The organism is Aeromonas sp. sif2433 (assembly GCF_019218705.1).
Classification (GTDB): Bacteria; Pseudomonadota; Gammaproteobacteria; order Enterobacterales; family Aeromonadaceae; genus Aeromonas; species Aeromonas encheleia.
Genome location: NZ_JAHUXD010000020.1, coordinates 1 through 18,823, shown reverse-complemented (window position 1 = coordinate 18,823; position 18,823 = coordinate 1). Strand labels below are relative to the sequence as shown.

Below are 18,823 nucleotides of genomic sequence, written 5' to 3'. Positions count from 1 at the left end.
ACCTGACAACGGAAATCTCCGGATGGTGAAGTTGTGAAGTCCGAGTTGACTGTTCCCCTGATCCAGCTTGCCCCGTGGCGGACGCCAGAGCAGTGCGATCTCCCCGAGGCGCTGCGCCCCTGGTTGCTGGAAGCCGATTCCATGACCCGGCGGCTGCGTCGCTACAATCGCCATCTCTCGGTGCAACTGCTGGGCAATCGCAGCGTGTCGCTCGGTGCCGATGAGCAGGGGCTGGTGGCCGCCCCGCATCCCATGGGGCTGTGCCGCGAGGTGATCCTGCATGGGGATGGCGGGCCGGCGATCCTGGGCTGGACCCTGTTTGCCGAGGCGGCGCTGCAAGGGAGCGGTTTGCATGATCTGGGCGAGCAACCGCTGGGGGAGCGCATATTCGGCCATGCGCCGGCGCGGCGCGATCACCTGCAGCTGGCCTGTTTCGAAATAGCGGCCAACCCCTGGTGCCAGGCCGCCACCGTCTGGGGACGCCGTTCCCGTCTCTATCTGGGGCAGTGGCCCTTGCTGGTCCACGAACTCTTCTTGCCCTCGCTATCGTCTGATGCGCTGCCATCGAATAAGGAGCTGGAGTGAAGCTGTTAACCAAGGAGCGGGGACTGGCCTATGTGCAGTTGGCCCGCATCGACAAGCCCATCGGCACCCTGCTGCTGCTGTGGCCGACCCTGTGGGCACTCTGGCTGGCGGCCGGTGGCCCGCCGGATCCCTGGATCCTGGTGGTGTTTGTGGTGGGTGTCTTCCTGATGCGCTCGGCCGGCTGCGTCATCAACGACTATGCGGATCGCAACTTCGACGGCCATGTGAAGCGCACCGCCGGCCGGCCGCTGCCCATGGGCAGGGTCGGGCCGCGGGAGGTGCTGGCACTGTTCGCCGTGCTGGCCCTCATCTCGTTCGGCCTGGTGCTGACCCTGAACCCGCTCACCATAGGGCTGTCGTTCGCCGGCCTGCTGCTGGCGGTCTGCTACCCCTTCATGAAGCGTTTCATCCCGATACCTCAGCTGGTGCTGGGGATGGCCTTCTCCTGGTCCATTCCCATGGCCTATGCGGCGCAGGCCAACGCCCTGCCCGCCGTGGCCTGGCTGCTGTTTCTCGCCAACCTGCTGTGGACCATCGCCTATGACACCCAGTACGCCATGGTGGACCGGGATGACGACCTCAAGCTGGGCCTGAAGTCGAGCGCCATCCTGTTCGGCCGCCACGACAAGCGGATCATCGGCATGCTGCAGCTGGCGACCCTGCTGATCCTGCTGCTGGTGGGAGAGCTGATGGCGCTGGGGGCCAGCTACTACTGGGGGCTGCTGGGGGCGGCGGTGCTGTTCGTCTATCAGCAGCGGCTCATCCGGGAGCGGCAGCGGGAGTCCTGCTTCCAGGCGTTTCTCAACAACAACTACGTGGGGGCCCTGGTGCTGATCGGGGTGGTGATCCACTACCTCTGAGCCGCAGGCTCCCATGAAAAAGGCCGCATGATGCGGCCTTTTTGTTTTGACGCGGCGTCTCGGCCGGCAGACTTTTTGATGCCGGGCCGCAGCCTCAGGGTCGGTTGCCGGCCTCTATCGTCCGCCGGATCCTGGTGCTGAGCAGCGGCACTATGTTGTCGGCCAGCGCCTGGAAGCGGCCCAGATCCGGTTTGCAGCCCGTGTCCAGATAGCCTTCGCTGCGCAGGCTGTGGATCAGGGTGCTGAACAGCTTCTGGTCGAAGAACTCGGGGGCGTTGATGCCGTGCAGGGTGCCGAGGCGTTCCGCCATCATCAGGCCGTCCGCCTCCAGCTGCTCCGCCTCGATATAGGGTTGGGCCAGCACTCGGGTCAGCACTATGGCGTAGCGTTGCAGCGTCTCCTGGATGCTCTCGGCCAGCAGCAGCAGGCGCATCTGGTTGCCCGGGTTGACCCAGTAGCCGCCGTCGCGCGCCTCGATCAGCTGCTGGCGTTGCAGCTCATCCAGCAGGGCATCGATCAGCTCCGGTAGCTCTTCCTCTTCATAGCGCAAGAACAGCTCGGTCTTGAGCAGCGGGTAGATGTCGACGCAGCGGGCGACGATCTCGCTGCGGGAGATCCCCTCGCAGCGCTCGATCAGGGTGGCGACCAAGGACGGCATGGCGAACAGGTGCAGTATGTTGTTGCGATAGTAGGTCAGCAGGATCGCCTGATAGCGGTCCAGGCTGATGATTTGGCCCAGCTTGTCCTCGCTCACCTCGAACTTGTTGAGCTCCATCGCCTGATCCAGCAGGGTCCTAGCATCCTCATCCGGCAGGGTGCTCTGGGGGCTGTAGGGCACCTGTTTGAGCAGGTCCAGATAGGTGTTGAGCTGCGCCTGCAGCTCGTCGCGGGTCAGGGCGTGGCGCTCGGCGGCCAGCAGCGCCAGGGCGCTCAGGGTCAGGCCGTTGACGGCGGCGGCATCGTTGATGCGGGTCATCAGCAGCTCGGCCAGCCGGTTGACGGTGGGCGCCATCCACTCGGGGCGCTCTTCCTTGCCGATGCTCTCCTTCCAGTGCGGCACGTGCTCGCCGAGGTAGTTGTTGAGGGTCAGCGGCTCACCGAAGTTGACGAAGCCCCGGCCGTAGTTGCGCAGCTTGCGCAGTATGCCGAGCACCTGCAGGAAGCTCTCCTTCTCCTTGCGGCTGCCCTTGAGCTCGTTGTGGTAGGTGTTCACCTCCATCACGTGCTCATAGCCGAGATAGACGGGGACCAGGGTCACCGGCCTGTCCAGCCCGCGCATCATGGCCTGCAGTGTCATGGCCAGCATCCCGGTCTTGGGCGGCAGCAGGCGCCCGGTGCGCGAACGCCCGCCCTCGGTGAAGAACTCCACCGAGTAGCCCTTGGCGAACAGCAGATTCAGGTATTCGCGGAATACGGTGCTGTAGAGCGGGTTGCCCTTGAAGGTACGGCGGATGAAGAAGGCGCCGCCGTGGCGGAAGATGGGGCCCGCCGGCCAGAAGTTGAGATTGATGCCGGCCGCGATGTGGGGCGGCACCATGCCCTGATGATAGATGACGTAGGAGAGTAGCAGGTAATCCATGTGGCTGCGATGGCAGGGCACGTAGACGATCTCGTGGCCTTCCTGCGCCAGCTGGCGCACTCGCTCGGCGCCGTTGACCGACAGGCCGCGGTAGAGCTTGTTCCACAGCCAGCCGAGGAAAGTCTCGCCGAGCCGGATCAACCGGAAGGAGAAGTTGGCGGCGATCTCGTCCATGTAGCCGTGGGCGCGCTTCTGGGCTTTCTCCATGCTGATGCCCTCGCGCTGGGCCTCTTCCTCGATGGCCTGCTGGATCACGCTGGAATCCAGCAGCTGCTTGAACAGCAGGTTGCGGTTCGGCAGCTTGGGGCCGGTCGCCGCCAGCTGCTGGCGGCTGAAGTGGGTGCGGGCCACCCGCGCCAGCTTGTGGGCTATGGCCTCGTCGGTGCCGTGCTTGTCCGCCATATGGCGCAGGGAGAGTGGCGGCGAGAAGCGCACCAGGTTTTCGCGCCCCTTGAGGATCACGATCATCGCCTTCTTGAGCCGGTTCGGGGCCAGGCTGCTGATGATGTTCCAGCCGGAGGCCTCTTCACCCTCGCGGCCCGGGGCGCGGCCCCAGAACAGGGTGACGGGCACGACCTGGATATCCAGCGCCGGATCCTGCTTGTGCAGATCCAGCAGCTGGTGAAACTCTTGCAAGAAGGGGAGTGGCTTGTTGCGTTTGCCGAACAGGGGAGGCGGACGATCCAGGCAGACGTAGCGCGGCAGCAGCTGGTCACCGAGCTCCAGCGGGGTGAAGGGACCGGGCAGACCGAGATCCTCGCAGCATTGCTGCAGCGTCATCAGATCGGTGATCGAGCTGGTTTTCAGGGCATAGACAATGGGTCTGGCCGGGTCCAGGTTCAGTTCTGTAATGGGGTTTTCCGGCAGGCTCTTGTGATTGACCAAGCCGCTGATAGGCCATTGCAGTATGGCTCTGGAAATGTTCTGTCCTATGGACATGGGTGTCTGCTCTCCAAAAAATGCGGCGTGAGCATAACAAATCACCGTTGGCTTGTCGCCGAGAGGTACGATGAGTGGCTGTGCAGGATCAAGAATGGTCTATTTCCTGGCAAGAAGTGCGACAAGGATGCGACAAATGTCAGCAACGCCTTGCCTTGGCCCCAGCACTGTATATACTGCCAGTGTGCTGTATAAAAAAACAGGTGCCAATCCTATGAAACCTCTTACCCCCCGCCAGGCCGAAGTGCTGGCGCTGATCAAGGTAAACATGAGCGAGACCGGCATGCCGCCGACTCGTGCCGAGATCGCCCAGAAGCTTGGTTTCAAGTCGGCCAATGCGGCCGAGGAACATCTGAAGGCCCTGGCCAAGAAAGGGGTCATCGAGATCATGCCCGGTACCTCCCGCGGTATCAGGCTGCTGCTCGAAGAAGAGGAAGTCGCGCCGGAAGAGAGCGGCTTGCCGCTGATCGGCAAGGTCGCGGCCGGTGAGCCGATCCTGGCCCAGGAGCACATAGAGAGCCACTATCAGGTGGATCCCGCCCTGTTCCATCCGCGGGCAGACTTCCTGCTGCGGGTGCAGGGGATGAGCATGAAGAACATCGGCATCATGGATGGCGACCTGCTGGCGGTGCACAAGACCCAGGAAGTGCGCAATGGCCAGGTGGTGGTGGCTCGCCTCGATGAGGATGTCACCGTCAAGCGCTTCCAGCGCAAGGGCAGCCAGGTGTGGCTGCTGCCGGAGAACGAAGAGCTCTCCCCCATCGAGGTGGATCTCTCCAGCCAGCACCTCACCATCGAAGGTCTGGCCGTCGGCGTGATCCGCAACGCCGACTGGATGTAACGGCACGGCCTCCTGCGGGAGGCCGTCTCGTTTTGCCTGTTTTTCCCCGCTAGCTCGCGTCCTCCCTGATGACCGCCATTTTTGTCTCCATCTCACCGCCGCACGGCGGGCATTTCGGATATATCCTTTGATAAGGCCCGGTGCGCCAGCGCTGGCCCGGATGGTTGCCTGAGTGGCCAGCATAAGGCCGCGAGCATGCATCACTGGCGCTGCGCCGAGGCGGCGCGGGATAGAAGGGAGAGTCTTCGGGCGCTCGCACATCGAGCGAGCCAAAGGCCCGGAGCGACTCGTACAGTCAGCACGCGACAGTGTCTTGGGGTGTCCAGGGGGCTGGTCGGCGTGACCTGTTGAGCAAGGAGGACAGGTATGGCTTCAAGCTCGCCATGGGATCCGGGTCTGGCCGCAGCGCCCGCATCTTCCATTACCCGCTTCATCAAGGGCAGCCGGATGACGTGGTTTTATGCGCTCTGGGTCTATCACAAGGGCGATGGCTGGACCATCTGGCTGGGCTGCCCCAAGGACAAGATAGTCCGTCTGGTGCGGCTGTTTCGCCGCCACCATGACATGGGGCTGCCGGATGCCCCCTGGACGGCCCCGGTCGTGCCGCTGCACACCGTTGCCAAGCGTACGCAGGCGCAGCACAGACGGCGCCCCTGAGTTACCCGGGTCTATTGCGAGCCCCATCCAATATGGGGCTTCTGTTTGCTTGTCGGCCCAGCCTGTTTCCCCCTCTTGTCGAGCCTCCGCCAGACCACCATCCGGACCTTGGGTAGCCAAAAAGGGTGCCGAGCGGGTTACAATAGCCCTTCGTTTAGCCCTCTCTTCGGCTGACTAGACTAGCAAGGCTTTGTTTTATATGGTTAAACCTCGTTACCCCCTGCTGTTTCTGCTGCTGGTCGGCGGCATGATGGCTGCCTACCATTGGAGCCAGCCCGCCCTGCCCGAGCAGGCGGACTACTACGCACAGGGCCGGGACATCAATCCTTTCACGCTCACCGACGCCGAGGGGCAGGCCTTCACCCCGGACAGCCTGAGCGGCCGCTGGACCTTCCTGTTCATCGGTTATACCTATTGCCCGGACATCTGCCCGACCACGCTGGCGGATCTGCGCTCCGTCTATCCTGAGCTGAAAAAAATCGCTCCCAGCAGTCAGGTGGTCTTCGTCTCGGCGGATCCGCAGCGGGATGACAGCGCCCGCCTCAAGCGTTATACCGCCTTCTTCCAGCCGGAGTTCAAGGCCGCCACCGGTCCCCACAACCATCTATTCCCCTTCGTGCGCAACCTCGGCCTCGTTTATTCAATGGCGGAGAGCGGGGACAAGGATTACCTGATCGACCACTCGGCTTCCATAGTGCTGATCGATCCGCAGGGCAAGCTGGTGGCGGTGTTCCGTCCCCAGATGGTGGATGGGCAGGTGCCCCATGTGGCGATGACGACCCTGGTCTCCGATTTTGGCCGGATAGTGCGGTTGGCCGACGAATGATGCCCCAACAGTGGCCCTGCCCATGCTGATCCCGCTCTGGCTGCGGGATCCCAGGCGCCACAGGGCCGTGTTTGCCCTGGCCCTGCCCATGGTGTTTTCCAATATCACCACCCCGCTGCTCGGGCTGGTGGACACCTGGGTGATCGGTCATCTCGGCCAGGCCTGGTTCCTCGGCGGCGTCTCGGTCGGCGCCACCCTCATCAACCTCCTCTTCTGGCTGCTCGGTTTCCTGCGCATGTCCACCACCGGGCTGACCGCCCAGGCTCATGGCGCCGCCAGCGCCGAGGGACAGCTGGACACCCTGGCGCGGGCGCTGGGTCTGGCCATTGGTCTGGGCACCGCACTGCTGCTCCTGTTGCTGCCCTTCCTGCCGGCGCTCATCGCGCTCAGTGGCGGCTCGCCCGAGGTGCAGGGTTATGCCGGGGAATACGTGTCGGTGCGGATCTGGAGTGCCCCGGCCGCGCTGTGCAACCTGGTCATCATGGGCTGGCTGCTGGGCATGCAGGATGCCCGCAGCCCCATGCTGCTGCTGATCCTGAGCAACCTCATCAACATGGTACTGGACGCCTGGTTCGTGCTGGGGCTGGGCTGGCAGGTGAAGGGGGTCGCCGCCGCCTCGTTGCTGGCCGACTACGGCGCGCTGGGGGTGGGACTCTGGCTGGTGAGCCGCCAACTGCGCCATCTGTCCGCCGACGTGTGGCAGGGGGCCTGGCAGCGCTGGCGACAGTGGCCGGCGCTGCGGCGCCTGCTCGGCCTGAATCGGGATATCTTCATCCGCTCCCTCTGCCTGCAGCTCTGTTTTGCCTTCATGACCCTGCAGGGGGCGCGGCTGGGGGATGTAGCGGTGGCCGCCAACGCGGTGCTGCTCAACTTCCTGATGCTCATCTCCTACGGGCTGGATGGCTTTGCCTACGCGGTGGAGGCCATGGTGGGCCGGGCCCTAGGGCGGCGGGATCGGCAGGGGCTGCGGGAGGCCATAGTCCTCAACCTGGGCTGGGCCCTGCTGATCGCCCTCGGCTTTAGCCTGTCATTCGCCTTGGGGGGAGAGCGGCTCATCGCCCAGATCACCGACATCCCGGCGGTGATCGCCGAGGCGAACCGCCAGTTGCCCTGGCTGATCGTCATGCCGATGCTGGCAGTCTGGTGTTTCCTGCTGGACGGGGTCTTCATCGGCGCGACCCGCGCCCGCGAGATGCGCAACAGCATGCTGATAGCGGCGTTTTGCGGCTTCTTTCCGGTCTGGTGGCTGTGCCAGGCCTGGGGTGTGGCGGCCTTGTGGGCCGCCATGGCGGCCTTGATGGCGGGGAGGGGGTTGACCCTTGGCTGGCTATGCTGGCGGATGGAGTCCGATGGGCGCCTGCTGGGTCAGGGGCATGCCGCCGAGCCCGCGAGCCGCGGCGCACAGTGATACTTCATCGGATGGTGATGATGCGGCGTCTGGCCGGCTGCGGCCCGGCGCAGGCATCGACTCAGAGCGAGCCCTCGTAGCCGAACTGGCGCCAGCTCTCATAGACGAAGACGGAGACCGCATTGGCCAGGTTCATGCTGCGGCTTTGCGGCAGCATGGGGATGCGCAGCCGCTGCTCGAACGGCAGGCTCTCGATGAGATCCGCAGGCAGACCCCGGCTCTCAGGCCCGAACAGCAAGGCATCCCCCAGCGCAAACTGCGCCGCCGAGTGCGCGGTGCGCCCCTTGGTGGTACAGGCAAACACCCGGGTCGGCGCCACGGCCGCCAGGAAGCTCTCATAGTCCGGCCAGCGCTTCACCTCGGCAAACTCGTGGTAGTCGAGGCCGGCCCGCTTGACCCTCTTGTCATCCCATTCAAATCCCAGCGGCTCGATCAGGTGCAACCGGTAGCCGGTGTTGGCACAGAGACGGATGATGTTGCCGGTATTGGGCGGGATTTCCGGTTGATAGAGCACGATGTCGAGCATGACGGGATCCTGATGGGGGCCGAGATTGGGGCAGAAAGGGCGCCAGCATAACCAGCGCCCGTTGGGATGAAAAGGGCTGTCTCACGCCATGGGCAGGCGGATGGTGATGACGAGCCCGTTCGGCTGATTGCTGCTGGCCCGGATGGTGCCGCCATGGCGCTGGATCGCCTCGGCGGCGATGGCCAGCCCGAGGCCGGTGCCGCCGGTCTTGGCGTTGCGCGCATCGTCGACCCGGAAGAAGGGCAGGAACAGCTGCGCCTGCTGTGCCACCGGCACGCCTGGGCCGTCATCCCGGATGGTCATCACCCACTCCCGCCCCTCCGGATACCAGTCCACCTTGATGAACTCGCGGGCATATTTGAGCGCGTTGCGCAGCGGGTTTTCCAGGGCGCGTGCCAGCAGATCCGGCCACATCTTGAGGAATTCGGCCGGCAGTGGCGGCAGCCTGAGTTGCTTGCCGTTCTGGTTGGCCTCGAACATGGCATCGTCCAGGATGGGCTCCAGCAGATCGGCAAGGGGCAATAGTACGGGGGCCTCCACATGCTGTTGTACTCGCGACAGATCCAGCAGATCCCCGATCAGCTTGTCGAGCCGGGCTATCTCGGTCTCGATCCGTGCCAGCTCATTGCTGTCCCCCTGCTTGCGACGGATCAGCGCCTGCGCCAGCTGGATGCGGGTCAGCGGGCTGCGCAGCTCGTGGGAGATGTCGGAGAGCAGCTGTTTCTGCTTCTGGATCATGCTCTTGAGAGTATCCACCATGTGGCTGACGTGATCCGCCAACTGGCCAATCTCGTCCCGCCGCCCCAGGTTGGGGATCTGCGCCTCCAGGTTGCCCTCCGCCAGCCGGGAGACCGACTGCTGCAACTGCAGTATGGGGCGGGTCAGCCGCCAGGCCAGCAACAGGCAGAGCGGGGTGCTGACCAGCATGGCGATGCCCAGGATCTGGATGGGGTGATCCAGGATCTGGATGAACAGGAACAGGTAGGAGTTCTCGACGTTGAGCCCGAAGTAGACGTGGTAGGTCTGGCCGTGATGCACCATCTGGAAGGGACCGGCGATGGCCCGCTTGTGCTCGCTCCCCAGCATGGGTTTGGCCGGATTGTCGGCATCGAGCATGAAGCGGATGACGAACTTGCTGAGGTGGGCGGTGGACTGCATCTGCCCCTTGGCATCGCGCAGGTAGACGTTGTCCACCGGCAGCAGCCCGGCGGACTCGATGGCCTTGGACAGATCGAACTCCTGGTCCGGCTCCATGCCCGCCTGCAGCGCCCTGAGATTGTTGTTCATCCTGGACACTTCATGCTCTGGCAGGGGGATGATGTTGCGCGGATCCAGGGTCGGCAGTATGACCACGGCCGCCAGCACGACCAGCAGCATGAACCAGAACCAGAGGAAGATCTGGGTGGAGAGGCCGCCGAAGGAGCGGTTGCTGTTCATCGGCTCAGGCCTGTTCCAGCCAGAGGTAGCCGCGGCCGCGCACCGTCTTGAAGCGGGGCTGGCCATCGCTGCGCTCCGGCAGCTTCTTGCGCAGATTGCTCAGGTGCATGTCGATGGCGCGATCGAAGGGCTCCAGCTTCTTGCCAAGCACTTGTTCAGACAGAAGATTCTTGCTGACGATCTGGCCGGGGCTGCGCAGCAGGCACTCCAGCAGGCCGAACTCGGTGGCGGTGAGCTCCAGCAACTGATCGTCGCAGCGGGCCTGTTGCAGGCCGGGCTGCAGCACCAGATCCATGAAGCGCAGCTCGTCCGATGCGCCGCGCTGGGGGGAGAGGGTCTGGGTGCGGCGCAGGATGGCGCGCACCCGGGCCAGCAGCTCGCGATCGTCGAACGGCTTGGCCAGGTAGTCATCGGCGCCGGCCTCCAGCCCGTTGACCCTGTCCTGGCTGTCGCCGCGGGCGGTCAGCATCAGCACCGGGGTGTCATGACGCTTGCGCAGCTTGGTCAGCATGGCGAAGCCGTTGAGCCTTGGCATCATCACATCCAGCAGCACCAGATCGAATTCCTGCTCTGCCAGCCGCAGCAGGCCCTCCTCGCCATCTTCGGCGACCGTGACCTGAAAGCTTTCCAGAGTCAGGATTTCGGTGAGCAGCTGGGTCAGCTCGAGATCGTCGTCGACCAGGAGTATTTTATTCATCTGGAATCATTCCGCTGATTTTGCGCGTCAGACTGACGCCCGGGTCAGGGTATAATAAATTTTTACGCGCCAGAGGAAAGCCGGTTTTGAGCCAACAACAATATTCTCGCTGGGTCACCCTGGCCAGCATGGCGGCGGTCGCCGTCGCCAGCCTGCTGATCACCGGCAAACTGATCGCCTGGCTGATGACGGACTCGTCCAGTCTGCTCGCCTCTCTGACCGACTCCCTGATGGACGTCAGCGCCTCCCTCATCAACCTGTTCGCCATCCGCTACGCCCTGGCCCCGGCGGATAACGAGCACCGCTTCGGCCACGGCAAGGCGGAGTCGCTGGCGGGCCTCATCCAGTCGGCCTTCATCTCGGGCTCGGCCCTGCTGCTGGTGATGCACGGCATCTCCTCCCTGCTCAATCAGGTGCCGGTGCAGCGGCTGGAGGCCGGGCTCTGGGTCAGCGCTGGCTCCATCCTGCTGACCCTGCTGCTGGTCGGCTTCCAGCGCTGGGTGGTGCAGCGCACCAACAGCGTGGCCATCAAGGCCGACATGCTGCACTACCGTTCCGATCTGCTGCTCAACGCCGGCGTGCTGCTGGCGCTGGTGCTGGCGGGGCAGGGGTGGTTCTGGGCCGACGGCCTGTTTGCCATCCTGATCGGTCTGTTCCTGGTGTGGGGAGCCGTCCAGATCGGCTACGAATCGGTACAGGCGCTGCTCGATCGTCAGTTGCCAGAGGAAGAACAAGCGAGAATAATGGCGCTCTGCTGTGCCGTGGAGGGGGTACACGGTGTCCATGATCTGCGTACCCGCCAATCCGGGCCGACCCGATTCGTGCAGCTGCATCTGGAACTGGATGATCAGCTGCCCCTGGTCAAGGCCCATCAGATAGCCGACGAGGCTGAGCTGGCCGTGCGCCAGTCATTTGAGCGGATGGATGTGATTATCCACATGGACCCCATCTCGGTGCTGACAAAAGAACAACAAGGCCCTCACCCTGAACAACAGTAGGCTGCAACATGGATGATCTGGTTGCCCAAACGTGGCAAAAAATTCAGCTGGAAGCACAGAGCATGGCGGCCCAGGAGCCTATGCTGGCCAGCTTCTTTCACTCCACTATTCTCAATCATCAGGATCTGCGCTCGGCGCTCAGCTTTCAGCTGGCCAACAAGCTCGACAGCACCACCATGCCGGCCATCGCCCTGCGTGAGGTGATCGAACTGGCCCTGCGCAGCGAGCCCGAGTTGCTGGCCATGGTGGCCGCCGACATCTGCGCGGTGCAGGACAGGGATCCCGCGGTCGATCTCTTCTCGACGCCGCTGCTCTACCTCAAGGGCTTTCATGCCCTGCAGGGCTACCGGGTGGCCAACTGGCTGTGGCGCCAGGGGCGTCGTTCGCTGGCGCTCTATCTGCAAAACCAGATCTCAGTGGTGTTCGGGGTCGATGTGCACCCGGCGGCGCGGATCGGCAAGGGCATCATGTTCGACCATGCCACCGGCATAGTGGTCGGGGAGACGGCGGTGATCGAGGACGATGTCTCCATCCTGCAGAGCGTGACCCTGGGCGGGACCGGCAAGGAGAGTGGCGATCGCCACCCCAAGATCCGGGAAGGGGTGATGATAGGGGCGGGTGCCAAGGTGCTCGGCAACATAGAGGTGGGCGTCGGCGCCAAGATAGGTGCCGGCAGCGTGGTGATCAACCCGGTGCCACCCCACACCACAGTCGCCGGCGTGCCGGCCAAGATCGTGGGTCGCCCCGAGTGCGACAAGCCCTCGCTGGACATGGATCAGTGTCTCTGATCCCCTGACCGAGGCGGTACCATGGTCAAGCGCTGGTCAGGCTATCTGATCCTGGGGATGTGGCTGCTCAACCTGCTGCATCTCTATCTGGGCTTCTCTCCCTGGCCGGCGGCCATCGCCGCCTGGGCCGCCTCCCTGCTCACCTGGCCCTGGCTGGTGGGCGCCGCACGGCGTCAGGCCCTGGCCCTCTATGGTGCCGCGCTCTTGCTGCTGATCTTCTCCTGGTGGCGCGGAGCCAGTCTCAGCGCCGGCGACTGGCTGTTGCCCAACATCAACATGCTCACCATGTTTGCCGCCGTCAGCACCCTCAACCTCGCTACCTCCGGCCTGCTGACTGGCACCAGCTCCTGGTCGGGTCGCAAGGGGCTGTGGAGCACCATGGCCAGCCTCAATCTGCTCGGCGCCGTCATCAATCTCTCGGTGCTGTTCATCATCGGCGACCGGCTGGAGCGCAATGGCACCCTGGAGCGGCGCCAGGTGATGGTGCTGAGCCGGATCTTCTGCGCGGCCGCCTTCTGGTCCCCCTTCTTCGTCGCCATGGCGGTGGCGCTCACTTATGCCCCCGGCCTGCAACTCGCCAGCATACTGCCGTTTGGCATCGTCGCCGCCTTGCTGGCGATGGGGTTGACGGCCTGGCAGGTGGAGCGGCTCGGCGTGGCGGATTTCGCGGGCTACCCGCTGCGGCTGCAGACCCTGGGGCTGCCGGTGACGCTGGCGCTGCTGGTCTTGCTGATCAACCGGCTCTGGCCCCAGCTCAGCATCCTGGCGGTGATCGCGCTGGTGGCGCCGCTGCTGGCGCTGCTGTTCATGCCCCATGCCGGGCGGGGGGCGGCCCTCAAGCGGCAGGTGGTGGAACGCTTCCCCGCCATCGGCGGCCAACTGGTGTTGTTCCTGGGGGCCGGCTTGCTGGCGGCGGGCATCAACAGCGCGCTGTCGGTGATCGATGTCGGCGGTGGCCACGGCCTGCCGCTGTTCAATCACTTCGGCTGGCTGGAGGCCTGCCTGACCCTGCTGCTGATCTTCCTGGTGGCCATCATAGGTGTGCACCCGCTCATCAGCATCTCAGGACTGGCCCCCCTGCTGTGGCCACTGGCCCCGGATCCCAGCCTGCTCGGCATGTGTTTCCTGCTGGGGTGGGGGCTGGCCACCGGCACCAGTCCGCTGTCCGGCTCCAATCTGGCGCTGGCGTCGCGCTATAACCTGAGCGCCGGGCTGCTGTTGCGCTGGAACCTGCTCTACGGCTTGCTGATGTACGGGGTCGCCTGCCTGTTGCTGGGGGCATTTATCGCCCTGCACGGGTGACACCGGCAGCAAGCGACCCCCTGGCCGGCGGCGCCATGAGTATCGCCGCCGTGCCCTGGAGCCGGCCTTGCGGCTGCGGCGCAGCGGCCTGCGAGAAAAACCGACGCATATTTAGACAATACCGGCAGGGAAGGCGCATTTTGCAACGCACCGGCTTGTTTGTGCCAATGCCCTCAGGGTATGCTGGCTCCACGCGCTTGATCGCCCGCTGTAGGGCATCGCAATTGAACAAACAGGTATGCAACTATGTCACTAGAAGTCCTTGAGCAACTCGAATCCAAAGTCCAATCCGCCGTCGACAACATCTCCCTGCTGAAGATGGAGCTGGACGAGCTGAAAGAGCAAAACAGCAAGCTGCAAGACGAGAACCATCAGCTGCGCAACGAGCACGTTGCCTGGCAAGAGCGTCTGCGCGCCCTGCTTGGCAAGATGGAGCAGATGGGCGAAGCCATCTAATCCCTGCGCTGACAGACAAGATTGAAAACGGGCCGCTCCATGAGCGGCCCGTTTGTTTATGGCAAGGGAGGCATCAGAGCGCTAGCAACTGCTTGACCGTCTTCTCGATGCCATCGGCCGCCTCGACGATGTTCTGCGCCAGCATATAGGCCGGGGTCGAGATGACCTTGCGCTCCTGATCCACCACGAACTCGTTGACCGGGCAGTTGAGGTGGCTGCCACCCATGGCCTCGATGGCATTGGCGGTCGCCTCGTCGGTGCCTATGGTGGCCAGGGTGCCGGCCCCGTAGATGAGCGGGATCATGGCTGGCGCGATGCAGATATAGGCCGCCGGTTTGCGGGCGGCGCCAAAGCTCTGGCACGCCCTGAGCACATCCGGCTGGATCTGGCAGTGGGCGCCTTGCACTGCGAAGTCGCACAGGTTCTTGGCGGCGCCGAAGCCACCGGGCAGCAGCAGGGCGTCATAGTCGGCCGCATCCAGCTCGGCCACGTCCCGGATCTGACCACGCACGATCCGGGCCGCCTCGACCAGCACGTTGCGGCTCTCCTGGGTGCTGACCTCGCCGGTCAGATGGTTGATGACATGCAACTGCGGCACGTTGGGCGCGAAACACTGGGTCACGGCACCTTGGCGGGCCAGCGCCAGCAGGCTGATGACGGCTTCATGGATCTCGGTGCCGTCAAAGACGCCGCAGCCACTCAAAATCACGGCCACTTTTTTCATGGCAGACTCCTCGTTGTTGAAAATGTGAGCCAGGGTAGATTGTTGTATTTTTGTATGGTTATCGCTGGCCCTCCGCTGGTCAAGTCATCTCGCTGTGCTAGGATTGTTTCGTTTCGGATCCTGCCGTATTGACTCCCTTAAATCTTTTTCCACATTGATCGAGATCATTTCAATTTTGAGATGATCGGTTTTGGTGATCTCAACTTTATGTTTTATATGTTGTTTTTATAATTTACGCACAGCTTTGTCACAATGGGTCTAACGAGCTCCCATTTTTGAGCACAGAGTTATCCACAGCGCCGACCCTCCATCTGGCCGCCTGAGGCTGTATCCCCGCCCCTTGGTGTGATGCGGGCCCTGTGGCATCCTAACGGCTGTTTATTCCTGGCAGGACGATTTCATGGCCCCTAGCAATCCCCTTATCTTGGTCGACGGCTCTTCATATCTTTACCGCGCCTTCTTCGCCTCCCAGCAGGCCGATCTGCGCACATCGACCGGTTTGCCGAGTGGCGCCGTCCGGGTGATGGCCAACATGATGCGCAGCCTGCGCAAACAATACCCCGACTGCCATGTGGCCGTGGTGTTCGACGCCAAGGGCAAGACCTTCCGCGACGACATCTACCCCGAGTACAAGGCGACCCGTGCCAGCATGCCGGACGATCTGCGCAGCCAGGTCGCCCCCATCCACCAGATGATCAAGGCGATGGGCTTCCCGTTCTTGATGGTCGAAGGGGTCGAGGCCGACGATGTGATCGGCACTCTGGCTCGCCAGGCGACCGAGAAACAGCTGCCGGTGCTCATCAGCACCGGTGACAAGGACATGGCGCAGTTGGTCTCCGATCACGTCACCCTGATCGACACCATGAAGGACGTGACCACAGACCGGGAGGGGGTGATCGAGAAGTTTGGCGTGCCGCCGGAGCTCATCATCGACTACCTGGCCCTGATGGGGGACAAGGTGGACAACATTCCCGGCATGACCGGGGTGGGCGAGAAGACGGCGCAGGCGCTGTTGCAGGGGATCGGTAGCATAGACCAGATCGCCGCCAACCTGGACAAGGTGGCCGCCCTCGGTTTCCGTGGCTCCAAGGCGTTTGCCGACAAGTTCCGCGAGCAGGAAGAGCAGGTTCGTCTCTCCTATCAACTGGCGACCATCAAGACCGACGTCGAGCTGGAGCAGGAGCTGGAGCAGTTGCAACTGGGCCCGATCGACAAGGAGTCCTTGCTGGAAGTCTATCGCGAGTACGAACTGCGCAACCTGATCAAGGAGCTGGAGTCCGATAACGAAGGTGCTGGCAGCACAGGCAGTGTGAGTCAGGATGCTGCGGATGAGGAGCCGGTTGCCGCCGCCATCATCGAGACCGATTATCGCTGCATCCTGGACGAGGGCGAATTTGACGACTGGCTGGCTCGGCTGAACGCCGCCCCGCTGTTTGCTTTCGACACCGAGACCACCAGTCTCGACTATATGGAGGCGCGGGTCGTCGGCGTCTCCTTTGCCATCGAGCCGGGCAAGGCTGCCTATGTCCCCTTCGGCCACGACTACCTGGGGGCGCCGGTGCAGCTGACCGAAGCCCTGGTGCTGGGCAAGCTCAAGCCGCTGCTGGAAGATCCGGCCCGCCTCAAGGTCGGTCAGAACCTCAAGTACGATCGCAACGTGCTGCTCAACCACGGCATAGACCTGCAGGGCATCGCCTTCGACACCATGCTCGAATCCTATGTGCTCAACTCCACCGCCAGCCGTCACGACATGGACTCCCTGGCCAAGAAGTATCTGGGCGTCGAGACCATCTCGTTCGAAGAGATCGCCGGCAAGGGGGCCAAGCAGCTCACCTTCAATCAGATCGAGCTGGAGCAGGCCGCACCCTATGCGGCCGAAGATGCCGACATCACCCTGCGCCTGCATCAGACCCTCTGGGGCGAACTGAGCAAGCTGCCTGAATTGGCCAAGGTATTCACCGAGATCGAGTTGCCCCTGCTGCCCGTGCTGGCACGGATGGAGCTGCTGGGTACCACCATAGATCCCAAGCTGCTGCACCAGCAGAGCCAGGAAATAGAGGTGCGTCTGGCGGAGCTGGAACGGCAGGCACACGAACTGGCCGGGCAGGAGTTCAACCTCTCCTCACCCAAGCAGCTCGGCGAGATCCTGTTCGTCAAGCTGGGGTTGCCCATCCTCAAGAAGACCCCCAAGGGCGCCCCCTCCACCGCCGAAGAGGTGCTGGCCGAGCTGGCGGAGAACTACGATCTGCCGCGCCTGCTGATGGAGCACCGCGGCCTGGCCAAGCTCAAGTCCACCTATACCGACAAGCTGCCACTGATGATCAAGCCCCAGACCGGGCGGGTGCACACCTCCTATCATCAGGCGGTGGCAGCGACCGGCCGGCTCTCCTCAACCGATCCGAACCTGCAGAACATCCCGGTGCGCAATGAGCAGGGGCGCCGCATCCGGCAGGCCTTCATCCCGAGCGCTGGCTACAAGCTGGTGGCGGCGGACTATTCCCAGATCGAGCTGCGGATCATGGCGCACCTCTCCGGTGACCAGGGGCTGCTGACCGCCTTTGCCGAAGGCAAGGACATCCACAAGGCGACCGCGGCCGAGGTGTTTGGGATGGCGCTGGATGCGGTCACCACCGACATGCGACGCAGTGCCAAGGCGATCAACTTCGGCCTGATCTATGGCATGAGCGCCTTCGGCCTCGCCAAGCAGCTGGGGATAGGTCGCGCCGAGGCGCAGAAGTACATGGATCTCTACTTCGAGCGCTATCCCGGCGTGCTCGACTACATGGAGCGTACCCGCCAGCAGGCGCAGGCGCAGGGCTATGTCGAGACCCTGTTCGGTCGTCGCCTCTACCTGCCGGACATCAAGTCCCGCAATGCCGGTCTGCGCAAGGGTGCCGAGCGGGCGGCGATCAACGCCCCCATGCAGGGCACGGCCGCCGATATCATCAAGCGCGCCATGATCGGCGTCGATGGCTGGCTCCGTGGCATCACGGATGACTCCATCCACATGCTGATGCAGGTGCACGATGAACTGGTGTTCGAGATCCGCGAGGAGAAGCTGGCAGAGTATGTCGCCATCATCAAGGCGAAGATGTCGGCCGCCGCCGAGCTGCATGTGCCGCTGGTGGTGGAAGCCGGGACCGGCGACAACTGGGATCAGGCCCACTGATCCTGACCATAGTGATTGGCTAGCTATATAAGCAGAGAAGCCCGGCAGCATGCCGGGCTTCTTGTCTCTGTTCATTCTGTCTGCCTCAGGCCTCTTGCAGATACTCGTCCTTGAGCAGCACGTAGTTATCGGCGGAGATCTTCAGAAAGGCGAGCTCTGCCGGTTTGAGCTGCCGCGCCTGCTTGACGGGATTGCCCATATAGAGGAAGCCGGACTCGAGCCGCTTGCCCGGCGGTACCAGGCTACCGGCACCTATCATCACCTCGTCTTCCACGACCACCCCATCCAGCAGGATGGCCCCCATGCCGACCAGCACCCTGTTGCCTATGGTGCAGCCGTGCAGCATGGCCTTGTGGCCCACGGTCACATCATCACCTATCAGCAGCGGATGGCCATCGGGATTGCTGGCACTCCTGCGGCTCAGGTGCAGCACTGTGCCATCCTGCACGTTGCTGCGGGCGCCGATGCGGATGTGGTTCACGTCTCCGCGCGCCGCCACCAGGGGCCAGATGCTGGCATCGTCGCCGAGCTCGATATCACCCACCAGAGTGGCACAGGGATCCACATATACTCGTTTGCCCAGTTGCGGGCGTTTTCCTTTGTAAGGTCTCAGTCTCAGGTCCATCTTGGCCTCCTTGTTTTCGGCCATTCTAGCAATCGAAGGCCCTTTCTGTGGATAAGTTTGTACAAAAGCTGTGGTTGGATATGAATAACTAAGAAAGTGCCGATTTTTACAGTTTTATTGCAGTAACCCCCTTGCCAGCGTGATCAATCTATCTATAATGCGCCACATCGACAGGGCAAGCGGCAACGCAAACAAGCCGGTCGGTACCTCGATAAAGCCTCTGAAAATAAGGCTTGACTCGAGAAGGCGGTTGAGTAGAATGCCACTCCCGCAGCGACTAAACGTTGCAACGCTCTTTAACAATTTGAATCAAGCAATCTGTGTGGGCACTCACAGCATCGAGCATCAAAAACAATTTTTGATTTTCAATGTCTGGTGAAGTGACCAAAACGACTTGTTAGCAATA

17 protein-coding genes are annotated in these 18,823 nt (G+C 63.0%); 11 read left to right on the top strand and 6 right to left on the bottom strand.

Annotated features, from left to right (window positions below; translation table 11 throughout):
- Positions 1 to 33: 33 nt before the first annotated feature.
- Together KW825_RS19905 and ubiA are read left to right on the top strand one after the other, a co-directional pair.
- Positions 34 to 585, top strand: a complete 552-nt coding sequence (locus tag KW825_RS19905; protein ID WP_218330199.1) for a chorismate lyase — start codon at positions 34 to 36, stop codon at positions 583 to 585.
- Entirely contained in the window at positions 582 to 1,445 is an 864-nt protein-coding gene (gene ubiA / locus KW825_RS19900) for a 4-hydroxybenzoate octaprenyltransferase (RefSeq protein ID WP_218330198.1), read from the top strand. Before KW825_RS19905 ends, ubiA begins: the two co-directional genes overlap by 4 nt.
- 94 nt (positions 1,446 to 1,539) lie before the next feature.
- Here ubiA and plsB read toward each other — a convergent pair whose 3' ends face one another.
- Entirely contained in the window at positions 1,540 to 3,963 is a 2,424-nt protein-coding gene (plsB, locus tag KW825_RS19895) for a glycerol-3-phosphate 1-O-acyltransferase PlsB (RefSeq protein ID WP_218330197.1), read from the bottom strand.
- Between the two features lie 214 nt (positions 3,964 to 4,177).
- Here plsB and lexA point away from each other — a divergent pair, with 214 nt between their 5' ends.
- The 4 genes from lexA to dinF all read left to right on the top strand — a co-directional run bounded on the left by lexA (position 4,178) and on the right by dinF (position 7,695).
- Entirely contained in the window at positions 4,178 to 4,804 is a 627-nt protein-coding gene (gene lexA, locus KW825_RS19890) for a transcriptional repressor LexA (RefSeq protein ID WP_042655037.1), read from the top strand.
- A gap of 366 nt (positions 4,805 to 5,170) precedes the next feature.
- Positions 5,171 to 5,461, top strand: coding sequence for a hypothetical protein (locus tag KW825_RS19885; protein ID WP_042655038.1), 291 nt, complete (start codon positions 5,171 to 5,173; stop codon positions 5,459 to 5,461).
- Positions 5,462 to 5,660: 199 nt separating this feature from the next.
- Complete coding sequence (locus KW825_RS19880; protein ID WP_218330196.1) at positions 5,661 to 6,287, top strand: SCO family protein; 627 nt, start codon at positions 5,661 to 5,663, stop codon at positions 6,285 to 6,287.
- Positions 6,288 to 6,309: 22 nt separating this feature from the next.
- On the top strand, positions 6,310 to 7,695 hold the full coding sequence (gene dinF, locus KW825_RS19875) for an MATE family efflux transporter DinF (protein WP_218330216.1): 1,386 nt from the start codon (positions 6,310 to 6,312) through the stop codon (positions 7,693 to 7,695).
- Between the two features lie 61 nt (positions 7,696 to 7,756).
- Here the strand turns inward: dinF and trmL are convergent, their stop codons facing one another.
- From trmL to KW825_RS19860, 3 genes are all read right to left on the bottom strand, one after another.
- Entirely contained in the window at positions 7,757 to 8,221 is a 465-nt protein-coding gene (gene trmL / locus KW825_RS19870; protein ID WP_218330195.1) for a tRNA (uridine(34)/cytosine(34)/5-carboxymethylaminomethyluridine(34)-2'-O)-methyltransferase TrmL, read from the bottom strand.
- Between the two features lie 81 nt (positions 8,222 to 8,302).
- Positions 8,303 to 9,658, bottom strand: a complete 1,356-nt coding sequence (locus KW825_RS19865) for an ATP-binding protein (RefSeq protein WP_218330194.1) — start codon at positions 9,656 to 9,658, stop codon at positions 8,303 to 8,305.
- Positions 9,659 to 9,662: 4 nt separating this feature from the next.
- Positions 9,663 to 10,355 (bottom strand): response regulator, encoded by a 693-nt coding sequence (locus KW825_RS19860; RefSeq protein ID WP_218330193.1) that lies wholly within the window; start codon positions 10,353 to 10,355, stop codon positions 9,663 to 9,665.
- A gap of 86 nt (positions 10,356 to 10,441) precedes the next feature.
- Between KW825_RS19860 and KW825_RS19855 the strand changes: the two genes are divergently transcribed.
- The 4 genes from KW825_RS19855 to KW825_RS19840 all read left to right on the top strand — a co-directional run bounded on the left by KW825_RS19855 (position 10,442) and on the right by KW825_RS19840 (position 13,899).
- The gene (locus KW825_RS19855) at positions 10,442 to 11,353 is read left to right on the top strand and encodes a cation diffusion facilitator family transporter (RefSeq protein WP_042655043.1); all 912 of its coding nucleotides are present in this window, start codon (positions 10,442 to 10,444) and stop codon (positions 11,351 to 11,353) included.
- A gap of 8 nt (positions 11,354 to 11,361) precedes the next feature.
- A complete protein-coding gene (gene cysE, locus KW825_RS19850; RefSeq protein ID WP_042655044.1) occupies positions 11,362 to 12,141 on the top strand; it encodes a serine O-acetyltransferase in 780 nt (259 codons plus the stop codon).
- 21 nt (positions 12,142 to 12,162) lie between these two features.
- A complete protein-coding gene (locus tag KW825_RS19845) occupies positions 12,163 to 13,443 on the top strand; it encodes a hypothetical protein (protein WP_218330192.1) in 1,281 nt (426 codons plus the stop codon).
- Between the two features lie 246 nt (positions 13,444 to 13,689).
- The gene (locus KW825_RS19840) at positions 13,690 to 13,899 is read left to right on the top strand and encodes a cell division protein ZapB (protein ID WP_042655046.1); all 210 of its coding nucleotides are present in this window, start codon (positions 13,690 to 13,692) and stop codon (positions 13,897 to 13,899) included.
- A 73-nt stretch (positions 13,900 to 13,972) separates the two neighbouring features.
- Here the strand turns inward: KW825_RS19840 and elbB are convergent, their stop codons facing one another.
- The gene (gene elbB / locus KW825_RS19835; protein ID WP_218330191.1) at positions 13,973 to 14,623 is read right to left on the bottom strand and encodes an isoprenoid biosynthesis glyoxalase ElbB; all 651 of its coding nucleotides are present in this window, start codon (positions 14,621 to 14,623) and stop codon (positions 13,973 to 13,975) included.
- Positions 14,624 to 15,023: 400 nt separating this feature from the next.
- Here elbB and polA point away from each other — a divergent pair, with 400 nt between their 5' ends.
- Positions 15,024 to 17,792, top strand: coding sequence for a DNA polymerase I (gene polA, locus KW825_RS19830; protein WP_218330190.1), 2,769 nt, complete (start codon positions 15,024 to 15,026; stop codon positions 17,790 to 17,792).
- An 85-nt stretch (positions 17,793 to 17,877) separates the two neighbouring features.
- Here the strand turns inward: polA and KW825_RS19825 are convergent, their stop codons facing one another.
- Positions 17,878 to 18,417: a gamma carbonic anhydrase family protein gene (locus KW825_RS19825; RefSeq protein ID WP_218330189.1), complete on the bottom strand. Its 540-nt coding sequence runs from the start codon at positions 18,415 to 18,417 to the stop codon at positions 17,878 to 17,880.
- Positions 18,418 to 18,823 lie beyond the last annotated feature (406 nt).

Coding starts and splice junctions, on each gene's coding strand:
- polA (WP_218330190.1), top strand. CDS start 15,024: ATGGCCCCTAGCAATCCCCTTATCTTGGTCGACGGCTCTTCATATCTT.
- lexA (WP_042655037.1), top strand. CDS start 4,178: ATGAAACCTCTTACCCCCCGCCAGGCCGAAGTGCTGGCGCTGATCAAG.
- trmL (WP_218330195.1), bottom strand. CDS start 8,221: ATGCTCGACATCGTGCTCTATCAACCGGAAATCCCGCCCAATACCGGC.
- KW825_RS19880 (WP_218330196.1), top strand. CDS start 5,661: ATGGTTAAACCTCGTTACCCCCTGCTGTTTCTGCTGCTGGTCGGCGGC.
- plsB (WP_218330197.1), bottom strand. CDS start 3,963: ATGTCCATAGGACAGAACATTTCCAGAGCCATACTGCAATGGCCTATC.
- KW825_RS19860 (WP_218330193.1), bottom strand. CDS start 10,355: ATGAATAAAATACTCCTGGTCGACGACGATCTCGAGCTGACCCAGCTG.
- elbB (WP_218330191.1), bottom strand. CDS start 14,623: ATGAAAAAAGTGGCCGTGATTTTGAGTGGCTGCGGCGTCTTTGACGGC.
- KW825_RS19825 (WP_218330189.1), bottom strand. CDS start 18,417: ATGGACCTGAGACTGAGACCTTACAAAGGAAAACGCCCGCAACTGGGC.
- cysE (WP_042655044.1), top strand. CDS start 11,362: ATGGATGATCTGGTTGCCCAAACGTGGCAAAAAATTCAGCTGGAAGCA.
- KW825_RS19845 (WP_218330192.1), top strand. CDS start 12,163: ATGGTCAAGCGCTGGTCAGGCTATCTGATCCTGGGGATGTGGCTGCTC.
- KW825_RS19865 (WP_218330194.1), bottom strand. CDS start 9,658: ATGAACAGCAACCGCTCCTTCGGCGGCCTCTCCACCCAGATCTTCCTC.
- KW825_RS19885 (WP_042655038.1), top strand. CDS start 5,171: ATGGCTTCAAGCTCGCCATGGGATCCGGGTCTGGCCGCAGCGCCCGCA.
- dinF (WP_218330216.1), top strand. CDS start 6,310: ATGCTGATCCCGCTCTGGCTGCGGGATCCCAGGCGCCACAGGGCCGTG.
- KW825_RS19840 (WP_042655046.1), top strand. CDS start 13,690: ATGTCACTAGAAGTCCTTGAGCAACTCGAATCCAAAGTCCAATCCGCC.